Annotated in this window: 18 protein-coding genes; 7 read left to right on the forward strand and 11 right to left on the reverse strand. The window is 70.1% G+C overall.

From position 1 onward, the window contains the following. Positions 1-3: 3 nt before the first annotated feature. The 8 genes from asnB to HUW62_RS15225 form a co-directional block, all read right to left on the reverse strand. On the reverse strand, positions 4-1980 hold the full coding sequence (asnB, locus tag HUW62_RS15190; protein WP_176434878.1) for an asparagine synthase (glutamine-hydrolyzing): 1977 nt from the start codon (positions 1978-1980) through the stop codon (positions 4-6). A 13-nt stretch (positions 1981-1993) separates the two neighbouring features. Continuing rightward, positions 1994-2248 carry an acyl carrier protein gene (locus HUW62_RS15195; RefSeq protein ID WP_163865814.1) on the reverse strand — a complete coding sequence of 85 codons (255 nt, stop codon included), beginning with the start codon at positions 2246-2248 and terminating at the stop codon, positions 1994-1996. 90 nt (positions 2249-2338) lie between these two features. Then, the gene (locus tag HUW62_RS15200; protein WP_163865813.1) at positions 2339-2929 is read right to left on the reverse strand and encodes a DapH/DapD/GlmU-related protein; all 591 of its coding nucleotides are present in this window, start codon (positions 2927-2929) and stop codon (positions 2339-2341) included. Continuing rightward, a complete protein-coding gene (locus tag HUW62_RS15205) occupies positions 2926-3396 on the reverse strand; it encodes an acetyltransferase (RefSeq protein ID WP_368670418.1) in 471 nt (156 codons plus the stop codon). The genes HUW62_RS15200 and HUW62_RS15205 overlap by 4 nt, the downstream gene beginning before the upstream one ends. A 79-nt stretch (positions 3397-3475) precedes the next feature. Next, positions 3476-4339: a hypothetical protein gene (locus HUW62_RS15210; RefSeq protein ID WP_176434879.1), complete on the reverse strand. Its 864-nt coding sequence runs from the start codon at positions 4337-4339 to the stop codon at positions 3476-3478. A 204-nt stretch (positions 4340-4543) separates the two neighbouring features. Beyond that, the gene (locus HUW62_RS15215) at positions 4544-6946 is read right to left on the reverse strand and encodes an ABC transporter permease (RefSeq protein ID WP_176434880.1); all 2403 of its coding nucleotides are present in this window, start codon (positions 6944-6946) and stop codon (positions 4544-4546) included. A 171-nt stretch (positions 6947-7117) separates the two neighbouring features. Further along, complete coding sequence (locus HUW62_RS15220) at positions 7118-7798, reverse strand: hypothetical protein (protein WP_176434881.1); 681 nt, start codon at positions 7796-7798, stop codon at positions 7118-7120. 167 nt (positions 7799-7965) lie between these two features. Continuing rightward, a complete protein-coding gene (locus HUW62_RS15225; protein WP_240356370.1) occupies positions 7966-9459 on the reverse strand; it encodes a mechanosensitive ion channel family protein in 1494 nt (497 codons plus the stop codon). 82 nt (positions 9460-9541) lie between these two features. Here HUW62_RS15225 and holB point away from each other — a divergent pair, with 82 nt between their 5' ends. The 4 genes from holB to HUW62_RS15245 all read left to right on the forward strand — a co-directional run bounded on the left by holB (position 9542) and on the right by HUW62_RS15245 (position 13089). Then, positions 9542-10576: a DNA polymerase III subunit delta' gene (holB, locus tag HUW62_RS15230; protein ID WP_176434882.1), complete on the forward strand. Its 1035-nt coding sequence runs from the start codon at positions 9542-9544 to the stop codon at positions 10574-10576. Beyond that, complete coding sequence (gene holA / locus HUW62_RS15235; RefSeq protein WP_176434883.1) at positions 10573-11892, forward strand: DNA polymerase III subunit delta; 1320 nt, start codon at positions 10573-10575, stop codon at positions 11890-11892. Before holB ends, holA begins: the two co-directional genes overlap by 4 nt. A gap of 60 nt (positions 11893-11952) precedes the next feature. Beyond that, positions 11953-12417 carry a hypothetical protein gene (locus tag HUW62_RS15240; protein WP_163865805.1) on the forward strand — a complete coding sequence of 155 codons (465 nt, stop codon included), beginning with the start codon at positions 11953-11955 and terminating at the stop codon, positions 12415-12417. Between the two features lie 114 nt (positions 12418-12531). Continuing rightward, positions 12532-13089: an AraC family ligand binding domain-containing protein gene (locus HUW62_RS15245; protein WP_163865804.1), complete on the forward strand. Its 558-nt coding sequence runs from the start codon at positions 12532-12534 to the stop codon at positions 13087-13089. Here the strand turns inward: HUW62_RS15245 and HUW62_RS15250 are convergent. Then, positions 13052-13858 carry an NRDE family protein gene (locus tag HUW62_RS15250; RefSeq protein ID WP_163865803.1) on the reverse strand — a complete coding sequence of 269 codons (807 nt, stop codon included), beginning with the start codon at positions 13856-13858 and terminating at the stop codon, positions 13052-13054. The two genes, HUW62_RS15245 and HUW62_RS15250, sit on opposite strands and share 38 nt — an antisense overlap. 115 nt (positions 13859-13973) lie before the next feature. Here HUW62_RS15250 and metG point away from each other — a divergent pair, with 115 nt between their 5' ends. The 3 genes from metG to HUW62_RS15265 all read left to right on the forward strand — a co-directional run bounded on the left by metG (position 13974) and on the right by HUW62_RS15265 (position 17960). Beyond that, positions 13974-16106 (forward strand): methionine--tRNA ligase, encoded by a 2133-nt coding sequence (metG, locus tag HUW62_RS15255; RefSeq protein ID WP_176434884.1) that lies wholly within the window; start codon positions 13974-13976, stop codon positions 16104-16106. Positions 16107-16212: 106 nt separating this feature from the next. Then, positions 16213-17187, forward strand: a complete 975-nt coding sequence (locus HUW62_RS15260) for a HEAT repeat domain-containing protein (protein WP_163865801.1) — start codon at positions 16213-16215, stop codon at positions 17185-17187. Continuing rightward, complete coding sequence (locus tag HUW62_RS15265; RefSeq protein ID WP_163865800.1) at positions 17184-17960, forward strand: TatD family hydrolase; 777 nt, start codon at positions 17184-17186, stop codon at positions 17958-17960. The genes HUW62_RS15260 and HUW62_RS15265 overlap by 4 nt, the downstream gene beginning before the upstream one ends. Here the strand turns inward: HUW62_RS15265 and HUW62_RS15270 are convergent. Then, on the reverse strand, positions 17947-19899 hold the full coding sequence (locus tag HUW62_RS15270) for an HD domain-containing phosphohydrolase (RefSeq protein WP_163865799.1): 1953 nt from the start codon (positions 19897-19899) through the stop codon (positions 17947-17949). The genes HUW62_RS15265 and HUW62_RS15270 overlap by 14 nt on opposite strands. A 6-nt stretch (positions 19900-19905) precedes the next feature. Beyond that, a partial coding sequence (locus HUW62_RS15275) for an HD domain-containing protein (protein WP_176434885.1) occupies positions 19906-21106 on the reverse strand: 1201 nt, incomplete at its 5' end.

Below are 21106 nucleotides of genomic sequence, written 5' to 3' on the forward strand. Positions count from 1 at the left end.
CATTCATGCGGCCTCCACCACCACGGCGTCCAGGTCGGCCTGGGGCAGTGGCCTCGGGGTGAGGAAATGCTGCGCGAGTAACTGCGTGGATGCGATGGCGAACAGGGCCATGGTGTCGGCCTCGCTCTCCGTCGAGTTGGGCGCACGCAGCTTGGCCACCAGCCGCTCCGCCTTGCGCGCGTCGAACACGCCCACCTTCGCGACGGCCTCGGGCGCGAGCAGCTCCTTGGCCCACGCCGGCGCCTCCGGTCCCACCAGCGCTCCAGCGATGGGCGCACGGTATGGGAACTTGCTGCGCTCCAGGATGGACTCGGGAACGCGACCCTTCGCGAAGCGCTTGAGGACGTGCTTCTCGTCCAGGCCCTTGAGCCGCACCCGCTCGGGGATTCTCGCCGCCAGCTCCATCACCGAGGTGTCCAGGAACGGGAAGCGTCCCTCCACCGCGTTGCCCAGGAGCATGCGGTCGCCCTGCGCCGACAGGAGGTACCCGGACAGGAGTGTCTTCGCCTCCAGGTACTGCGCGCGCGCCAGGGGCCGCCACATGGCCACGTGCTTCGGCACCGTCGCGAGCACCGAGGCCATCGGGTCCTCGTCCACCACGCTCGCCGCGAACTCCGGCGCGAGGAAGCGGAGGATTCGACCGCTGTTGGACCAACGCACCAGATGCGAGAAGCCCAGGCTCCCCGGGTCCTCCAGCCCCATGCCGAAGAACTCGCGCAAGAGCTCCACGTTCTGCTGGCTCACCGACAGGGTGGGGTAGAGCTTTCGCAACAGCAGGGGCCGCCACTTCGACGTCGGCTGCCGCGCCCAGAACTGCCGGACCTTGGTCTCCTTGAAGAGGTCGTAGCCGAGGAACATCTCGTCCGAGCCCTCCCCGGTGAGCACCACCCGGATGCCATTCTCCCGCACCCACTCGCTCAGCCGCAGGAAGGGCGCGGGCGCCGAGCGCATCATCGCCTGCTCCGCGTGGAAGATGACGCCGGGCACCAACGTGCCGATGTCGCCATCCCGCATCTCCACCACGCGGTGCTCCGTGCGCAGCGCCTCCGCCACCGTGGCCTGGTGCTGACGCTCGTCGAAGCGCGCGCGCTCGAAGCCCACGGAGAACGTCCGCAGAGTTCCGCCCAACTGTCCCTGCGCCAGCGCGCACAGGAGGCTGGAGTCCAGTCCCCCCGACAGGTACGCCGCCACCGGCACGTCCGCGCGCAGCCGCAGCCGCACGGCGCGCTCCAGCGCCTCGCCCAGCTCCTCCTGGATGCGCTCGCCGCTCGCGGTGCTCGGCTCCACGCCGAAGTCCAGGTCCCAGTACCGGAACGTCTCCAACGTCCCCGCGCGGAACCTCGCCGAGTGCGCCGGGGGCAACAGCCGGACGCCCTCGAACGAGGTGCGCGGCGCCACCGGCGACCAGAGCTGGAAGGTCTGCTTGAGCCCTCTCGCGTCCAGCGACGGCGTCACCAGGCCGCTGGCGAACAGGGCCTTCGCCTCCGAGCCGAACGCCAGGTGTCCGCCGGGCAGCTCCGCGTAGAACAGCGGGCAGATGCCCACCCTGTCTCGCGACAGCCACAGCGTGGCGTCACGCGGGTCCCACAGCGCGAAGGCCCACTGGCCCTCGAAGCGGCGCACGCAGTCGATGCCCCACGCCAGGAACGCCGCGAGGATGACCTCCGTGTCCGAGCGCGTGCGGAAGGCGTACTGACTCGCGAGCTGCTCGCGCAGCTCCACGTGGTTGAAAATCTCTCCGTTGAAGACGACGGTGAGCCCCGTCGCCGCGTCCCGCATGGGCTGGTGTCCGCCCTCCAGGTCGACAATGGACAACCGCGTGTGGCCCAGCGCCACGCCGTCCAGCAGCAGGGCCCGCTGCGCGTCGGGGCCCCGGTGGCGGATGCTGGCCGTCATCCGGCGCAGCCGCTCGGCGGATTCCGCCCGCGCGGCCCCGGCGCTCCCTCCCGCCGGGTAGGTGAAGCCAGCGATTCCACACATGGCGCGCTCGCTCTCAGCCCGCTTGCGGCAGGCGCTGCTGCTGCTTGCGCTCGACGAAGGCGGCGACGCGCGTGAGCGAGTCCAGGTTCTCCGGCACCAGCTCCTTGTCCTCCAGCTTGATGCCGAAGTCCTGCTCCACGAACGCCACCAGCTCCATCATCCCCGTGGAGTCGATGAGGCCCTTGCGCAGGAAGGAGTCGTCGTCGCCGAACTCGTCCACGAAGAACGTGTCGACGATGAAGGTGCGGATGCGTTCACGAATGCTCACGGTAGGAAGTCCTGTCTGGAAAAACGGTGGATGGGTTCGGAAACAATCCAGGCGTGAAGAAGACGCACCCGGGAAAAAGGCTTGAGGCGCTCAGCTGCCTGTGTCGCGAGCAACCAGCTCCAGGCTCATGTTGCGTGCGGGATTGCCCATGGCCAGCGTGTCGGGCGGCACGTCCTGGGTGACGATGCTGCCGGCGGCGACCACCGAGCGCGTCCCCACGCGGACCCCGGGCATGATGATGGCCCCATGGGCCACCCACACGTCGTCCTCGATGACGATGGGCGCGGTGTGGTGTCCGTCCCGGTCTCCGAGCCGCACGAACGACGCGAACATGCACCGGGCTCCCACGCTCACCGACTTCCACGCCTCCAGCGAGACGCCATAGTTGAACTGGGTCTCCTCGCCGATGGTGAGCAGCGCGCCCGCATGGCACACGAGCGAGCTGGGCAGCATCCCGCCCACGAAGGTGAGCCTGTCTCCCAGCACCATCTCCCCCGCGTTGTGCACGGAGAGCGGGCCGTAGGCGGCCACGTTGTGTCCCAGCGACTGGACGTCGCGGAACAACCACCGGGCGCGCACCATGGCCACCGCGCGCTGGGCGCGGGGCTCCACCGTCTTGCGCAGCGCTTCCAGTTGGGCCAGCACGGCGGGCACCCGGACGAACGGCATTCGCGACGTCATCCCGTCACCTCCCTGCGCAACACCCGGGCAGGCGCGCCACCCACCGTCACTCCGGCGGGAATCTTGCGCGAGATGACGGTGCCCGGCGCCACGGTGCAGCCCTTCTGGAGCTGCGCGCCCGGCAGGAGGATGGCGCGGCTGCCCACCGTCACCCCCTCCGCGATGACCATCGGCACCGACGCGGGCCGCTCGTGGCGGTTGCCCCGGAGCGGATGGTGCTGGTTGTCCATCGCCTTGATGAAGGCCCCCAGCCTCGCGCCCGGGCCCACGGTGATGGAGCTCAGCGCTTCCAGGGAGGCACCACCTTCGATGGCGACGTCGTCCCCCAGGATGATGAGGCTGTCGCTGGACATGGCATGCAGCTCGATGGGCGCCAGCCGTCCATCCAGCACCACCCGGGAGCCCACGTGCACGCGGCCCGCGCCATGAATCCACACGCGGCCCAGCACCGTGGGCGAGTCCCCCACCTCCTGACAGCGCCTCAACTTCAGGCGGGACAGGAGGCCCCCAAGCTCGCGTGACAGTGATTGGCGTAACGGCGTCATGTCACGGCGTGGCTTGGACGGCGGGGATGGGAGGCTGGACGGCGGGCGCGGGCAGGCTCGCGAGGAAGTTGAGCAGCTCCTTCGCCAGGCGCGCCTGTGCCGTCGCGTTCAAGTGTCCACCATCGTCCGAGTAGCCCGGCACCATCGCCGGCCACGTCTGCCCGTTCAGCTCGTAGGTCTCCCGCGTGCCGTCGGGCGCCGTGGACTCCAGCCGGGCCAGGTCGAAGAGGGGCTCCTTGCCGCCGTACGCCTTGCGCATCAGCTCGTTGAACATCTCGCGCCGCACGTTCTCGGCGATGCCCCACACCGGACGGCCGAGCAGCTCCTTCAGCCACGCCTTGGCGCCCCGCTGCACCGTGGTGAGCGGCGCGGTGACGTGGACGAACGTGGTGCCCGGGTGGCGCGCCTTCAGGCCTTCCAGCGAGACGCGGTACTTCTCGAACAGCGCGCGCGAGTCCGTGGCGCCGTTGAAGTCGATGTAGCAGAACTTGAAGAAGGCCACGTCCGTCGACTTCGCGAGCCCCGCGTCCATCATCCGCTCGAAGTCGGCGATCTTGGACTCGGGCTTCTCGTTCTGTCCCACCAGGGCGTGCGCCAGGGTGCCGGGCGCCAGCGACTCCGTGGGGTTCTTCACCTCCACGACGCGCGGCGCCAATCCCTGGGAGGACGCGGGAATCTGCTTCACCCCGTCGAGGAGGTTGCCGCCCACCGACTGGTGCCCGAAGAAGATGCGGCGGCTGGCCAGCTTCTCCAGCGGGGCGCTCGTCTCCGCGGCTTTCGCCGTCGCGCCATGCAGAACCATGAGCAGCATGGCGGGCAACACCAGCGCGCTCACGCGAACCAGAAAGGTCCAGTCGAAGTGCATGCGGACTCTTAAACCCTTCCATCGCCAAGCGTCAAAGGGCCAACCGTCCGGGACGTCCGCTGGTCTGCTCCGCGCCGCCCTACCTGGGGCTGGGGTGAAGTCACCCCATGGCCCGTGAGGGTCCGGAGGCCTGGCGCCCGGAGCTTGACTCAGGGGGGAGGGCGTTCCGAGCCGCCCACCTCCCGTCCGAGCAGGAGGGCGCGGTTACTCCGCGCGCAGCGACACGGACGGCGACACCCGGCTGGCACGCAATGCGGGGAACCACGTGGCCAACAGCGACACGGCCGCCAGTGCCACGGCAACACCCAGGAAGACGCCCGGCTCGTTGGCATTCACACCGTACAGCAGGGTGGCCAGCAGTCTCATGCAGCCGAAGGCGGCCAGCAGGCCCACGCCCACGCCCACCGCGGTGAGCTGGAGGCCCTGGCGCATCACCAGCCCGAGCACCTGGCGGGGATGAGCGCCCAGTGCGAGGCGGATGCCCAGCTCCCGGGTGCGCTGTCCCACCGCGTAGGCCATGACGCCGTAGACCCCCACGCCGGCCAGGATGACGGCGAGCAGCGCGAAGGCGGCGAGCAGGCGCGCGGTGGCCAAGGGACGCGAGAGCTGGCGATCCAGGCGGCTGGCGAAGGGGGCCAGGTCATAGATGGGTTGTTCGGCGTCCACGGCCTTCAGCTCCTGGCGCACCGACGCCACCAGCGTCGACGGCTCGCGGCGCGTCCTCATCAGGACGGACATGGTCTGCAGGGGGAACTGCTCGTAGGGCAGGTACACCTCCGGCGTGGAGGGCTCCGTCAGCCGCGAGTGGCGCACGTCCGCCACCACGCCAACGATTTCGCGAAAGGGCTCGGAGTCGCTCCAGCCCAGTCGCACCCTGCGCCCGAGGGCGTCGCCGCCCTCCAGGAACGTGCGCACGAAGGCCTCATTGACGATGAGGGTGGGTGCGCCCTTCTCGGAATCCTGGGGGCCGAACGCCCGGCCCTGACGCACGGCGATGCGCAGGGCGCGGAAGTAGTCGGGAGAGGCCACGCGGTACTCGGCGAGGTAGCGGTCCGTGTCCTGGTCGGACGCGCCCTCCAGGGTGAAGCCTCCGTTGGAGTTGGTTCCTCCCAGTGGCGCGTCGTTGACCAGCCCCACCGCTTCCGTGTCGGGCAGCGCGCGCAGGCGCTCCAGCAACTCGCCGTAGAAGCCTCGCAGCCGGTCGGGTGTGGCGTACTTCACGTCGGGCAGTGACAGCCGCGCTGTCAGTACGCCTTCCGCGTCGAACCCCGGGTCCACCGCCTGCACGTTGCGCAGCGTCTGCACCATCAGCACCGTGCCCACCAGCAGCACCAGCGCCAGCGCCAGCTGCACCGCCACCAGCGTGTTGCGCAGGGGGTGGTTGGCGCGAGCGCCCACCGCGCTCCCGGACTGCTTCAAGAGCGGCAGCACATCCATGCCGGCGGTGTGCAGCGCGGGCGCGAGGCCGAAGAGGATGCCGGCGCCCACGGAGAGGGCGAGGCTGAACAGCAGCGCCGGAACACTCAGCTCCACGGGCGCCATGCGCAACATCGACTGGGGCAACAGCGCGCGCACCAGCTCCATGCCCCACATCACCAACAGCAGTCCCAGGGCGCCGCCGAAGAGGCCCAGGAGCACGCTCTCCGCCAGCGCCTGCTGCATCCGGCGGCCCCGACTGGCGCCGAGCGCGGCGCGGATGGCCCCGTCCCGCTGCCGCGCCAGGGCGCGTACCAGGAGCAGGTTGGCCACGTTCGCGCAGGCGATGAGGAGCACGAAGCCCACCGCGGCCCAAAGCGTCCACAGCACCGGGCGGCTGCTGGACGTGAGGTGCTGCTGCCACATCGCCGTCGTCACCTTGTGCGGCTTCTCACCCGGTTCCGTCCGGGCGATGGCCAGGGCCACCCGCAGCAGGTCCTCCGTCGCCGCTTCCAGCGTGACGCCCGGCGCCAGCCGCCCCACCACCTGCATGAAATGGTTGCCGTGGGCCTCCGGGTCCAGCCAGTGGGGCTGCCAGACGTCCGCGTCCTCGGCGAACTCCGGGAAGGTGAAGCCCTCCGGCAGGATGCCCACCACCGTGTGGGTGCGCCCGTCCAACTGCAACGATGCCCCCACTGCGTCGGCCGCGCCACCGAGCGACTTTCGCCAGAAGCCATGGCTCACCACCACCACGCTCGAGGTGTTGCGAGGCTGCGCGTCCTCGTCCAGGAAGTCCCGCCCCTGGGCGGGGATGACGCCCAGCAGCTTGAAGAAATTGGGGGTGACGCGGCCGGCGCGGACCCGCTCGGGAGTGTCGCCACCCGTGCGGCTCAAGTCCTGCCGGGTGAAGCCCGCGAGCGCGGTGAAGCCGCGGCCGTGCTCCCGCCAACCGAGCAGCTCCGGGGGCGACAGGGAGGCGGTGCTGATGACCTCCTGCTTGCACCACAGCCGCACCAACCGCTCCGACTCCTGGAAGGGCAGGGGCCGCAGCAGCATGGCGTGGATGGCGCTGAAGAGGACGGTGTTCGCGCCGATGGCCAGTGCGAGCGTCACCACGGCGGCCAGGGTGAAGCCGGGGGTATGCCTCAACGTGCGCAGCGCGTAGCGGAAATCCTGGCGGAGCGAGTCCATGGCGGCCCTCAAAGCGAAGGCCGTGCCAGCTTCACCCGCGAGGAAACCCCTTGGCTTCCCAGGGGGGGACAGGGGGTTCCCCCCCAATGCGTTCGCGGATGCGGGAAGTCGCGTCCCGGAAATGAACACCGGCCCCGCGCCGATGCGGGCACGGGCGGGGCCGGCGGTCCGTCAGTTCCGGTTCCAGCAGCCGGCGATCTCCTCGCAGGCGAGGAGGACGTCGTTGAGCCGGCGCTGCTGCGACTTGGGCGCCATGAAGAGGCGGCCGGCGAACACGTCGAACACGCCCACGAGCCGAGGGTCCACGGGGCCGCGCTGCTCCAGGCGCTCCTCGGCGAAGCGGTGGAGCACGGTGGCGATGTACTGGCCGGCGCGCTCATCCAGTGGCGCGTGCTTGGAGAAGTAGAGCTTCAGCACGCCCGAGCGCATCTGCCCGCGCGCATCGACGCCGCGCAGCAGCACCTCGGGCCGGACCTTGACGGCGACGCCAGCGACTTCCAGGGGCGCGGGGGCCCCGTCCGCGGGACTGGCGATGGCGCACGTGGCCAGGTCGTCCGCGGCGAGGAGGCAGTGCTGGAGGGCCTCGGCGCACAGGGCGAGCCGGTGCGCGTCGAAGTCCGAGTCCGGCTGGGCGTTGAGCAGCCGCCGCTGGTGGTAGCGGAGGATGACCTCGTCACGGCCCTCGCAGAGGTACTCGGTGATGGCCTGGGCGGCTGCGGGGTAGCGCAGGTACCGCGGGTCCACCGGGTTGCGCTGCCCGTGGATGATGCGCTTGCGGAGGGACGGCGTTCCGGTGAGGTACTGGCCCAGCTGATTGACGGAAACGCACGGGGTCTCACGAAGGGTGGTCATGTCGACTTCCTTTCCGGTAGCGGGAATGAAGGGATACTACCGGAGGGGTCTGACATTCCCTCTGACGGGGAGGGCCTCGCGAGCGCCTTGAAATGGACCCCCTGGTGGGTAGGGCAGGCAGGCCCAACCGGGGCGGAAATGGCCCCTTGGGGCGAGAGACTCAGGGGCTATTCGTGCGACGCGCTGAGCCCGAAGATCTGGCGCAGCCGACCCAGGATTCGTCCCACTTCGGCGGGGATGGGGTCCGAGCTGGCGCCGCTGGCCTGCGCGACGGCCCGGAGCTGGGTGCGCCGTTGCGCGAGGATGGCGGAGAGCTGGCGGGCCAGGCCCGGGTGTTCGGCGAACAGCCGCGCGAAGGTCGGCCGGTCCACCTCGAGCAGCAGCGAGTCTTCCAGGGCGACGATGGTGGCCGCGCGCTTCTCTCCGGTGAGCAGCGACATCTCTCCGAAGTAGTCGCCCCGACCCAGTTGGGCGACCTCCGCCTGCGTCTTGCCCGCGCGCACGCTCACCTTGCCCGAGGCCACCAGGTAGAAGGTGCGGCCGTCGTCTCCCTCCTGGATGACGTGCTCGTCCCGGCCGAAGCGCCTCACGTGGACCTCCTGGCCCAGTCGCTCCAGGTCGGCGTCCGCCAGCGGCTGGAAGAGGTCCACCGCGCGCAGCAGGCTCAGCACCGTGTGCGCGGGCAACTCCGGCTTGGGCACGTCCTCGCGGATGCGCAGCACGCGGTGGGGCACGGGCGCCTCCACGCCGTCGCGTCGCAGCCGGTACCACAGTCGGGTGTGGACCTCCGCCGTCACCGCGTCCGCGAGCGAGAAGTCGTTCACGAAGAAGCGGAGCATGTAGCGGACGGACGCCTCGTCGAACGCGAGCGTGCGGGCGAAGGGCGCGGGGTCCACCAGGACTTGAGGAATCGCGCGCGCCACGTCCAGCAGGGCCGCCTTCATCACGTTGGGCGGCGTGTCGTAGGAGGCCCGCACCTGCGTGTCCACGCCCACCGGCTCCCGGTCCTGGGAGAACGTCTTGAGCTGCTCCTTGGCCACCATCGAGTTGGGCAGCGTCACCAGCTCGCGGCGGAACGTCATGATTCGGATGGAGCGCCAGTTCACCTGCGCCACGCGCCCGGTGTGCTCGCCGATGCGGATGAAGTCGCCCACCTCGAAGGGCTTGTCGAGCTGGAGCGACAGTCCCGCGAAGAGGTTGCCCAGCGTCTCCTGGAGCGCGAGGCCGATGACGACCGACAGCACCGCGGACGTGGCGACGAGCCCCGTCAGGTCCAGGTCCAACTGCGTCTGGAAGATGGGGACGGCGGCCAGCGTGTAGAGCAGGAAGTCGATGACGTTGCGAAGAATCTTCGGCGTCACCACGGACGATGAGCGCAGCCGGACGAGCTTCAGGCCGAAGCCCACGCTCGCGCGGATGACGCCGAAGGCGAACGTCAGCATCCACGCCACCTGGAGCGCCTTGAGCGGCCCCGGGGGGGTCGTGTGCGGCAGGGCCCAGGCGGTGACCCGGAGCATCAGGAACATCACCAGGAGCCGCAGGGCGCCGGTCAAGTCCCGCTTCAAGTCCGGGTCCTGGCTCGTCGCCCGCGTCCCGAGGAGGACCAGGACCAGCAGCGCACCCGCGGCCAGCGACAGATTGCTCTGGAGAAAAGGCAGCAAGGGCCCCCGACTCTGACCCGCGCTCGCCCGAGGGGTCAAGGCAGCGGTTGACGCGTGGCGCGCAAGCAGGGATACACGCGCCATGACGCTCGCATCGGTGCTGGGACAGCCCCGCGCGATTGATTCACTTCAGGCGGCACTTCGCGGTGGTGCGGTGCACCATGCGTATCTCTTCGCTGGGCCGGAGGGGGTGGGCAAGGAGCTGGCGGCCGTGGGGCTCGCCCAGGCACTGACCTGCCCCGAGCAGCCGGACGTGGGCTGTGGCGCCTGCGCCAGCTGCGTGCGGGTGGCCAAGGGCCTCCATCCCGACGTCACCTGGGTGATGCCGGACGATGAACGCGTGTCTCGCGGACTGGCGGGACGCTCGGACTTCACGGGGACGCCGAGTCGTGAGTTGCGCGTGGAGCAGATCCGCAACCTCCAGGAGCGGCTGGCCCTGCGCGGCCTGGAGTCCCGCCGCAAGGTGGCCATCATCATCTCCGCGCAGGCGATGAACGTGCAGGCGCAGAACGCGTTCCTCAAGACGCTGGAGGAGCCGCCTCCGGAGACCACGCTGGTGCTGGTGGCCAACGCGGTGGACAAGCTGCTGCCCACCATTCGCAGCCGGTGCAGCAAGGTGCACTTCGGCCCGCTCTCCGTGGAGCTGGTCGCCGAGCGCGTGCGCACCGTGCGAAAGCTGGACGCGGACACCGCCCAGCTCGCGGCCATCATGGCCGGTGGCAGCCTGGGCCGCGCGCTGGCGCTGGACGTGGAGGCGCTGGCGCGGCGCAAGGACGTCGTCACCGCCTTCGAGTCCCTGCGAGGCGAGGACGCGGTGGGCCTGTTGCGCTTCGCCGACGAGCACGGCGGCTCGCGCGAGGACGCGGAGGCGACGCTGGAGTTGCTCGTGCTGTGGACGCGCGACGTGGCGCTGGTGAGGGCCGGCCGCGAGGACTCGCTGGCGAACCGGGACTTGCGCGCGCTGGCGGTGGACGTGGCCTCGCGCATCTCCGATGCGTGGCTGCATCGGCGTCACTCGCTGCTGGAGGCGGCTCGCGCGGCGGTGGCGCGCAATGGCGCACCCCGGCTGCAACTGGAGCGCATGCTCATCGACCTGTTCACGGAGACCGTGCGATGAGCAAGGACCTGCTGGAGGACGTGCTCGCGGGCGTGAAGTCCGGGAAGGTCTCTCCGCTCTACCTGCTGTGGGGCGAGGAGTACCTGGTCCGCAAGGGCGCCGACGAGCTGGTCAAGCTGCTGGTCCCCGACGCCGCGGTGGGGCTCAACCTGGTGATGCTGGACGCGGGCAGCCCGCGCGAGGTGGCGCAGGAGCTGGCCACCATGCCGCTGTTCCCCGGGCGCAAGGTCGTCGTGGTGAGGGACCCGGAGTTCCTCGCGCCCAAGAAGGGCCGGGGAGATCCACTGGCCAAGGCTCGCGAGGCGTGGAAGGCGGGCAAGCGCAAGGAAGGCGCCCGGCGATTGCTGGCGCTGGCCGCGCGCGCGGGGTGGGGCGTGGACAAGTTGGACCCGTCCGCGTCGGGTGCCCCGTCGGTGGAGCAGTGGAAGGAAGAGCTGAACGTCGACCTGGCCGAGGCGGACGTCGCCTTCCTCAAGGAGGCCGCCGCCTTCTGCAAGGAGGAGCGCATCACCGCGCCGGAGGGTGACGCCACGGTGCTGATGGACCTCATCCAGAAGGGCGTCCCCTCGGGACACTCGCTGGTGATGGCGGCCACGGAAGTGGACGCGAAGAATCCGCTGGTGAAGCTGGCGCAGGACAAGGGCCACGTCGTCGAGCGCAAGGTGGCCGCGCGCCACAAGGACCTGGACCTCTCCGCCATCTCCACGGAGTTCCTGGCGCCCTTCAAGAAGAAGCTCGGGCCCGGCGCGCTGGAGGAACTCAAGGAGCGCGTCGGCGGCAACATCCGCCTCTTGCAGTCGGAGCTGGAGAAGCTGGCCACGTACTCGGAGGGGCCGGCCATCGCGCGCTCCGACGTCGTGTCGCTGGTGCACCACGCTCGCGAGGAGGAGTTCTTCGAGCTGTCCGAGGCGCTCCAGAAGCGGGACTTCCGTGGCGCGCTCACCTACGCCGAGGACGCGATGGGGCAGGGCACGCATGCGCTCCAGTTGCTGGGCGCGGTGGCCTCCATCGTGCGCGGCCTGCTGGAGGCCCACGAGTGGATGTTCCGCTACGCGGGGGGCACTCCGCCGCGCTCCGCGAAGGACGTGGAGGCCCGGGTGTTCCCCAAGCTGGAGGTGGAGCTGAAGGGCACGCGGCGCAAGATGCCCAACGCCTGGGCGCTCACCTTCAGCATGAAGGCCGCCGCGGGCTATGAGCGCAAGGAGCTGTTGGGCTCGCTGGTGGCGTGCGCGGAGGCGGACCTGTCCCTCAAGTCCTCCGGCAACGGTCGGCTCGTCATCGAGCGGCTGCTGGCCACGGTGTGCCTCGGCGTCTGAGGGGCAGGCGGGCGACGGGGACGTGCACTTGGAGTCCGGCTCGGGTAGAGGAGGCCGCGTATGGCGGACAAGCGTCGTTTCGACCTCTTCGCGGACTTCATCGTGTCGCGCTTCGTGGCCCCTCGCGTCTTCGACGTCGCGGGCGGGCAGGGGCGTCTCAACGAGGCGCTGACCCGGCGCGGCCGGGCCGTCACCACCTTCGACCTGCGCCACAAGCACCTGCCGGTGACGTACGCCCAGCGCATCTTCACGCTGGAGGAGCCGTGCGACGCGGAGCTGGTGGTGGGCATGCACCCCGACGGGGCCACGCGCATCATCATCGAGTACGCGGCCCGGCATGGCCTGCCCTTCGCCGTGGTGCCCTGCTGCTCCGACAACGGCATGCCCTACAACCCGTGGATGCGGCACCTGGCCGAACTGGCGCGTGGCACGGGGGGCTTCACCACGGTGGAAGAGGTGACACTCACCATGGACGGCCGTGCACGCGTCCTGGTGGGCGAGCCCGCGCCCGTCGCGCCGCGCTGAGGCGACACTGCCCGCGAGCGGACATCGACCCATGACCTCGCGGCCACGTGTGAGGGGCCTTCGTCGCGTCTAGCTTTCGTGTCACCCGTGCGTGACGGGGCGGGAGCAGGGCACATGGTGACGGAGTGGGAGGGATATGCGACGGCGCAGGTCTGGCGCCCGGCGGCGTATCCAGGGCTGGTGCTGTACCGGGTGAGCGGTCGAGCGACCTCGCAGGCACTGCACGTCCATGACGAGCTTCAGCTCACCCTGGATGCCGGACATGTCCAGCAGGTGTCATGTGGGGGCGCGAATCTGGTGGCGCCGCCCGGGAGCCTGGTCGTCATTCCTCCGGGCGAGATTCACGCGCTGCGCGGCGAGGGCGGGCGGCCCGGGGTGTCCTGCGGAATGCTGGTGCCGGTCGCCTACCTGAAGGGCACTGCCCCCTCGGGCCAGGCGGTGCAGGAGGTGGAAGGCGAGCCTCCCGCGGAGGAGCTGCTGCTCGGGGGCGGCGCGGTGCTCGACGACCCGGAGGTGGCGCGGGACTTCGTGGCGCTGCACCGCTCGCTGCGGGCTCCCGGGCTCTTGAAGGAGCCCCGGTTGTGGGCCCTGTTGTCCGCCCTGCTGTCGCGACTGGAGACGGGACAGGCGGGGTTCAGGCGGGGGGACGCGGCGTCTCAAGCATCGCAGTGACGTCCTGCCAGGGGCCCTCACAGGGGCGCGTCTCCGACGTCAGGTAGTGCCCCACGCGCCCGGGGGCGAGGGCGACGATGGCCGAGGAGCGCGTGCCATAGGCCGGCGTGTGGATGCACAGCGCCTGGAGCCGCTGGCGGAAGTCCGGTGGGAACGACTCGCCTGAGAGCTGTGCGGGCAAGGACTCCAGGGGAGGAAGCGCCTCGTCCGCCAGCAGGGCCTTCAGGCCTTCCTCGAACCGGGGCCAGGGCTGGAGCACGAGTTTCGTGGCGAGCGTCTTCGCGCGCTGGACCTTGGGCAGCTCCGTCGAGTCGAGCACGTCGTTGGGCAGGACATGGATGCCCGGCGGGACATCCTCGCGTCGAAGCCCTGACTGTCCGGGCCGGCCATAGGCCACCCGAAGTGTCCGGGCGTCGCCATACAGGAGGTTGAAGGGGAGGAAGTCCTTGCCCGAGAGGGTGTCGAGGTAGCGCTCGACGCCCTCGACGGTGCCGGCGGCGAGGGCCTGGAGCACCACCTCTCCCCTCGAGCGGGGAGCCGGGCCTCCTGCTTGCCCGCCACGCTGGTTCGTCAGGCCCACGAAGAGGCCCTCGTTAGTAACCCCCATCCACGTCCCGCCGCGCTCCACATCACGTCCCCCCACGGTCCGGGGAGACTCGAGCAGGACTTGTGGGCCCGTCGCGGGACGAGCGAGGAGTTCGTCCCGGTTGGCCGCGAGCACCAGCGGCCACTCAGGATGGACCTGGCGAAGGATGATGATGGTGCACATGCGTTTCGGGTCGATAACATTCCCGGCACCGCGTTGCATTCGTGCTCGCGGCCCCCACGCCGTCGATGACCTCGGCCCACCGAGCGGCTAATGTCCGCCGCCCCCAGGAGAGTCCATGGCGGAGAGAATCCTCGTCACCAGTGCACTTCCGTACGCGAACGGCCCCCTCCACATCGGGCACGCCGTCGAGTACATCCAGACCGATATCTACGTCCGTTTCCTCCGCTCCAGCGGCAAGGACGTCGTCTACTTCTGTGCTGACGACACGCACGGCACACCCATCGAACTCAACGCGGCGAAGCAGGGCCTCAAGCCCGAGGACTTCATCGCCCGGTTCCAGGATGAGCATCAGAAGGACTTCCAGGACCTGGATGTCCGCTTCGACTACTTCCACTCCACCAACTCGCCGGAGAACCGTCAGTACGCGGAGCTCATCTACGGGCGGTTGAAGGAGAAGGGCGACATCGAGCGCAAGGACGTCGAACAGGCGTACTGCGAGAAGGACCGTCGCTTCCTGCCGGACCGCTTCATCAAGGGCACCTGTCCCAACTGCAAGTCGCCGGACCAGTACGGCGACGCCTGCGAGAAGTGTGGCAAGGCGTACAGCCCCACGGACCTCATCGACCCGCGCTGTTCCCTGTGTGGAACCCCGCCGGTGCGCAAATCGTCCGAGCACCTGTTCTTCAAGCTCTCCCGCCACGCCGACTTCCTGCAGGAGCTGCTGCGCAAGCCCGGCTTCATCCACCCCGGCCTCGCCGCTCAGTTGCAAGGCTTCTTCGAGAAGGGGCTGGCGGACTGGGACATCAGCCGCGACGGCCCGTACTTCGGCTTCGCGATTCCGGGCGAGACGGACAAGTACTTCTACGTCTGGCTGGATGCGCCCATCGGCTACATCGCCACGACGGAGAAGTGGGCGAAGGAGACGGGCAAGGCGAAGAGCGCGCTGGACTACTGGGCCAAGGACAGCGGCGCACGCATCGTCCACTTCATCGGCAAGGACATCGTCTACTTCCACGCGCTCTTCTGGCCCGCGGTGCTGGACGTGGCGGGGCTGCACATCCCGAGCGAAATCAAGGTCCACGGCCACCTCACGGTGAACGGGGAGAAGATGTCGAAGAGCCGCGGCACCATGGTGCCGGTGCGCGACTACCTCAACCAACTGGACCCCAGCTACCTGCGCTACTTCTACGCGGCCAACCTGGGCGCGGGCGTGGAGGACCTGGACCTCAACCTCAAGGACTTCCGTCTTCGGGTGAATGGGGAGCTGGTGAACAACGTGGGCAACCTGGCCAACCGCGCGCTGTCGCTGCTGGCCGGGCCGCTGGGCGGAAAGCTGGCGCCGGGTCGGTCCGAGGGTCCGGGCCGCGCGCTGGTGGAGTCCGTGCTCGCCCGCATCCCCGAGGTTCGCGAGGCCTTCGAGAAGCTGGAGTACCGCAACGCCATCCGCGTCATCACGGACATCGCCTCCGCGGCGAATGCCTTCGTGCAGACGTCGGCGCCGTGGGCCCAGGTGAAGAAGGACGCGGAGGTCGCGCGTGCGGACCTGTCCGACGCCGCCGACTTGGTGTACCTGCTGGGCGCGCTGCTGGCGCCGGTGACGCCTCGGTTGTCGGAGAAGCTGTTCGCGCAGCTCGGCGCCGAGCCGCTCACCTTCAAGGCGCTGGAGGGGGCGAAGTACCCGCTGTTGGATCGCAGCCGCCCCATCGGCACCCCGGAGCCGCTGTTGCCCCGACTCGAAGAGGACCGCGTCAACGCCATCATCGTGGAGCCGCCGGGGGCCGTCGCCGCCGTGCCGGCTCCCGAGGCGAAGAAGGCCGAAGGCGCGAGCAAGGAGAAGAAGGCCGAGAAGAAGCCGGCCGAGCCCGCGCCTGTCACGCAGGCGACCTCGGGTGCGGGGGCCACGGAGGCCGCCGGCTCGGGGGAGATTGAGTACGCGGACTTCGCCAAGGTGGTGCTCAAGTCGGGCAAGGTGCTGGCGGCGGAGAAGGTCGCCAAGGCGGACAAACTGCTCAAGCTCACGGTCGACGTGGGTGAGGCGAGCGGTCCGCGCACCATCGTCTCCGGAATCGCCGAGGCGTTCGCTCCCGAGTCGCTCGTCGGTCGCAACGTGGTGGTCGTCGCGAACCTGAAGCCGCGCAGCCTGAAGGGCATCGAGTCGAAGGGGATGCTCCTGACGGCGGGCCCCGGCGGCAAGGACCTGTCGTTGTTGGACCCTGGCAACGTCCCGCCGGGCAGCGACGTGAAGTGATGGGGTGGTGGGCGGAGCGCCTGTGCTCCGCCCACGAGCGGTGTCTGGGGCCATTGCCCATTCACGCGTCCGGGGCCGAGGCCGCCGGGCAGCGAGGTGACTGGACGTGACGGATTGGCGTGCGGAGCGGGACCGGGCCTTGCTGGCCCTGGAGCGCGAGAAGCGTCCGGCGTTCCGGGCGGAGGCCGCGCAACAGCTCCACCACCTCGCGCTGGAGGCCCCCTCGCCAGCCGAGGACTTCGCGGAGGTGGTGCCCCGGTTGCTGTCGGATGCCCAGCCGGAGGTGAAGCGCTCGGGTGTGGCGCTCGCGACGGTGGTTCTTCCTCCCGAGGAGTTGCCCGCGCTGCTCATCTTCTACCTGCGGGACGCGGAGTCGGTGGTGCGCCTGGAGGCCACCGGTCGACTGGCGGACCTGTACCGGCCGGAGTTGCGCGGGGCCCTGGCGGGCATGTTGGAGGACTCCGTCCCGGAGGTTCGCTTCGAGGCAGCGCGAGGTATCGCCGCGCTCAAGCATCCCGCGGGGCTGGAGGTGCTGATTGAGGCGCTGGATGCGGACCTGCTCCGCTTCCGCTCCCTGGGCGCCATGGCCGAGCTGGAGGACGCGCGAGCCCTGCCCGCCGTGAAGCGCCTGTTCGGCCGCTGGCTCCTGCCCGCCTTCGACCGGACGCAGGCGGCGGGGGTGCTGGCGAAGCTGGGAGACCCCGCGGGCGCGGCGCACCTGCTTCAGCGCTCGCGCAAGAAGTGGAGTCAGGACCGCGCGCTCGCGGTGGAGCTGCTGGGCGAGGTGAAGGCCCCCGGTGCGCTGGAGCGACTCAAGGAGATCCTCGACGACGCGAAGGACTCCTGCCGTGGCGCCGCCGCGCGAGGCCTGGGCCGTCTGGGGGACATGCGGGCGCTGCCCTGGCTGCTCGCGCTGCTCCAGGACTCGAGTGCTGACGAAGAAGACCGGTTGGATGCGGCGGATGGGGTGTGGCGCCTGGGGGATGCGGACGGCCGCGAGCGTGTTCGCGCCTCGGTGAGCACCTTCACTTCACCCGAGGCCCGGCAGGAACTGGACGACTTGTTTCAGGAGGGGACATGAGACTGGTGGATGCGCACTGCCACCTGGAAGTGAAGGACTTCGCGGACGTGGCCCCCGTGCTGGAGCGGGCCCGTGCCGTGGGCATCGTCCACGCCATTGTCGTGGGGCAGTTCCACGGCCCCGGCGAGTGGGGCAATGCGCTGGAGCTGGCCGCCGCGCATCCGGAGTTCCTGTCGCCCACGCTCGGCATCCACCCGCACGAGGCCGCGCGGGCCACGGACGAGGACCTGGCTACGCTGGAGCGCACCTGCGCCCGGCCAGAGGTCCGCGCCGTGGGCGAGGCGGGCCTGGACTATTACTACGACCACTCGCCCCGAGAGGTGCAGGCCCGCATCTTCCGGCACCAGTGCGTCCTCGCGGTGAAGCTGGGCAAGCCGCTGGTGGTGCACGTGCGTGACGCGCACGAGGACTGCGACGCGATTCTCGGAGAAGCGGGCGTCTCCAAGGGCGTCATCCACTGCTTCACCGGCGACACGGCCGCCGCGCGGCGCTACCTGGACCGGGGCTTCTTCCTCTCGCTGTCCGGCGTCATCACCTACAAGAAGACGGAGGCGCTCCAGGACGCGGTGCGCTTCGCGCCCCTGGACAGGCTGATGGTGGAGACGGACAGCCCGTTCCTCGCGCCCGTGCCGCACCGGGGCCGGAAGAACGAGCCCTCGCACGTGGTGGAGACGGCGCGGAAGCTGGCGGAGCTGAAGGGCGTGGCACTGGAGACGGTGACGGAGGTCACCACCGCCAACGCCGCCGCCCTCTTCAACCTCAACCTGCGGTGATGGCGTTGGCCAGGGCCTGGAGGTCCTGGTCCATCTGCGGCACGTCGAGCAGCAGCGCGTCCGGGTCGTACTGGAAGTCGGCCTGCTTCATCTTCAGCAGGGCCTGGAGCGCGGGTTCCCCGGTGTGGCCGCCGAAGGCGGCGAAGACGACGCGGCCTCCCTCCAGGTGCAGTGAGCCCTCCAGCGTGTGCTGACGCAGCTGGAGCTTGCCGCTCTTCTTCCCGCCGCCCAGCGTGCGCAACAGCTCACGCGGAGGCAGCTCGTCGAAGCTGCCACGCACCACGCGGCCCGGGCCGTTGTGCAACACCCGGTCCTCGAGCAGCGCGCGCACCGCCTTGGCCACCAGCGACTTGTCTCCCGGGAGCAGCAGCTCCGTCGCGCCGCCCATCATCAGGCGCTCGCGCGTGGCCGCGTCCGGCTCGCCCACCACTGCGATGGGAAGGCCCGCGGTCTCCGGCGTGGAGCGCGCCTGCTGGAGCAAGTCGAGCACTTCCTGCTGTCCCAGGCGCAGGCTCACCACCAGCACGTCGCAGTCTTGCCGGGCCAGTCCGTCGTGCGCGCCTTCCGGAGTGGACAGCGCGTGGGCGACGAGGCCCTGCTTGAGCACCGCCTCCAGCAGCTCGCCCCGGGCCGTCTCGTCCGGTTCCACCACGAGCACCTGACGGCCCTCGCTCTCCAGCCGGTGGCGCAGGAGCTCACCGCTCTGGAGCTGGATGACGATGTCCGCCACCACGGGGTCGTAGAGCACGCCCGAGTTCGTCCTCAGGTGCTCCAGCGCCTGCTCCTTGGTCATCGCCTTGCCCAGCGCGTTGCCAGGGTTCTTCGTCAGCTCCAGGAAGCTGTCCACCGCGGCGAGGATGCGCGCGCCCAGGGTGATTTCCTCGCCCTTGGCGCCCTGCGGAGTGCCGGAGCCATCCCAGGCTTCATAGAGCTGCGCGAGGATGGTGTTGACCTGCGTGGGCAGGTGCACCGTCTCGAACAGCTTGGTGGGCGCGCGACAGGCCGCGCGGGCCTGCGCCTTCCACTCGGAGTTGACGGCGTTGCTCGCGAGCGAGAAGTGCCGCTCGGAGGGCTTGCCCAAATCATGGAGGTACGCGGAGATGGACAGCGCGGCCAGCTCCTTGTGGGGCATGCCCATGCGCTGGCCGACGATGCCCGCCTGTCGCGCGAGCTGCGCGGAGTGTCCCCGGTGGCGCTGGCGGTCCTGCTCCAGCAGGCCCACGAGGATGCCCAGCGTCTCCACGTAGTCGATGTCGCTGACCAGCCCGCGAGGGCCGCCCGGCTCGCGCCGCTGCGTGGAGGAGGGGCGCCCCGCCACCTGCGTGCCGCTGGGGCGCTGCAGCCGCATGCGCGCGTCTGTCTCCATCCGGAAGGAGAGGCTGCTGCGGTTGCTGGTGGAGGTGCGGTTGTGCTCCGCCGCCCCCGTGCGCGACGTCGACTCCGTCGGGTTCGAGTGCGCGCTCGCCGACTCCAGCAGCGCGGCGAACGCCGTGGGGTCTCCGTAGTAGTGCTTGCGGATGGCCGCGGCGATGGCGCCGCGCAGGCCCACGTACGCGTAGACCTCCGACATGCCCGTCACCAGGGCAATCTCGTCCATCAGCGCCTTGTTCTGCGGCTCGGCGGCGACCACGGACAACAGCTTCCGGTCCGGGTCCACCGCGAGCGGCAGCACGTTCTGCGCCTCGGCCAGACGCACCGGAAGCCTGTCCAGCACCTCGGTGGGAATCTTCGCCTTGGCCAGCTTGTCCGCGCTCACGAAGCGCGTCTGGAACTCCGCGGCCAGGAAGCGCAGCAACGCCGCTTCCTGGAGGAGCCCCAGCTCCACCAGACAGTCCCCCAGCTTGTGGCCGGTGATCTTCTGGTGCTCCAGGGCCTGCTCCACGGCCCCGGCGTTGACGAGTCCCGCCTCGATGAGGCGCTCACCCAGCTTTTTCGCCATGACGACTCAGCTTTCCGAGGAGCCCTCTCCATTCTTCGATGAGGACTCGGAGGCGGGGGGCAGCGTGGTGAGCGCGCTGAAGGGCTTGAACGTCAGCTCCTTGGGCAGCCCGCTCGGGTCCCTCGGCGGACGGTCCTCGCGGGGCGGACGCTGCTCGTCCCGGGCGCGCTCCTCGCGGGGCGGACGCTCCTTGCGCGGAGGACGCTGATGCTCCTCGCGAGGCGGACGCGGCGACTCCTCGCGCGCGACGGCGGGGGCGGTGCCCTCGGCCGGAGGAGTGCCCTGGTTCGGGGCCTTCTCACCCCGGGCCTTGCGCTTCTCCTCGCGCGACTTGCGACGGCCGCCACCACCCGCGCCGCCACCCTCCACCGGAGTGCGGCCCCGGGTGGTGGGCGAGGGGCCCTTCCACAGCTGACGGTCGTAGTGGCGCAGCACGTCCGTCCACTTGTCGTTGGGGTCGCGCTGCATGGCCTCCAGCCACGAGGCGATGCGCGAGTCCAGCGAGTCCAGCGCGTGGACGATGTGCGCCTCCAGCGTCATCGGCACCTTGGGGCTGCCGTAGTCGAGCTGCCCGTGGTGGGAGATGGCCAGGTGCGTGAGGTGCTGCTCCAGGAGCGGCGGGAAGCCGGGGATGGCCAGCGTCTTCTCGCGGATCTTCTGGGCCGTCATCACCAGGTGACCCACGAGCTTGCCCTCGTCCGTGTAGTCGAAGCCCTTGTCCGGCGAGATCTCCGCCACCTTCATCACGTCGTGCAGCATCGCGCCGGCCAGCAGCAGGTCGCGGTCCGCCATGGGGTAGTGGTCCGCCACCCGCAGCGTCAGCCGCATCACCGACAGCAGGTGCTCGGCCAGGCCGCCGCGCCACGCGTGGTGCATGCCCTTGGCCGCTGGCGACACCGGCAGCCCCGCGGCCACCTGCGGATCATCCAGGAACGCGATGAGCAACTGCTTCACGTACGGGTCGCTGATCCGCTCGTTGACGATTTCGCGGATGAGGCCCGCGGCGCGCGCGCCACCGCCGCCTTCCTGACGGCCCTCGCCCTTGTCCGTCCGCTCGAGCTTGTCGCTCTTCTCGGCCTTCTCCGCGCACCACTTCAGCCGCTCCAGCAGCGCCGTCCGCCCGACGAGCGGCGGCTGACACGACCCCACCTCCCACCGACGCACCCCTTCAGCCAGGGGCCTCCGGAGGGGCGTGCGCGGGCACGTG

This window comes from Myxococcus sp. AM011, assembly GCF_013372595.1.
In the GTDB taxonomy this organism is placed as follows: Bacteria; Myxococcota; Myxococcia; order Myxococcales; family Myxococcaceae; genus Myxococcus; species Myxococcus eversor.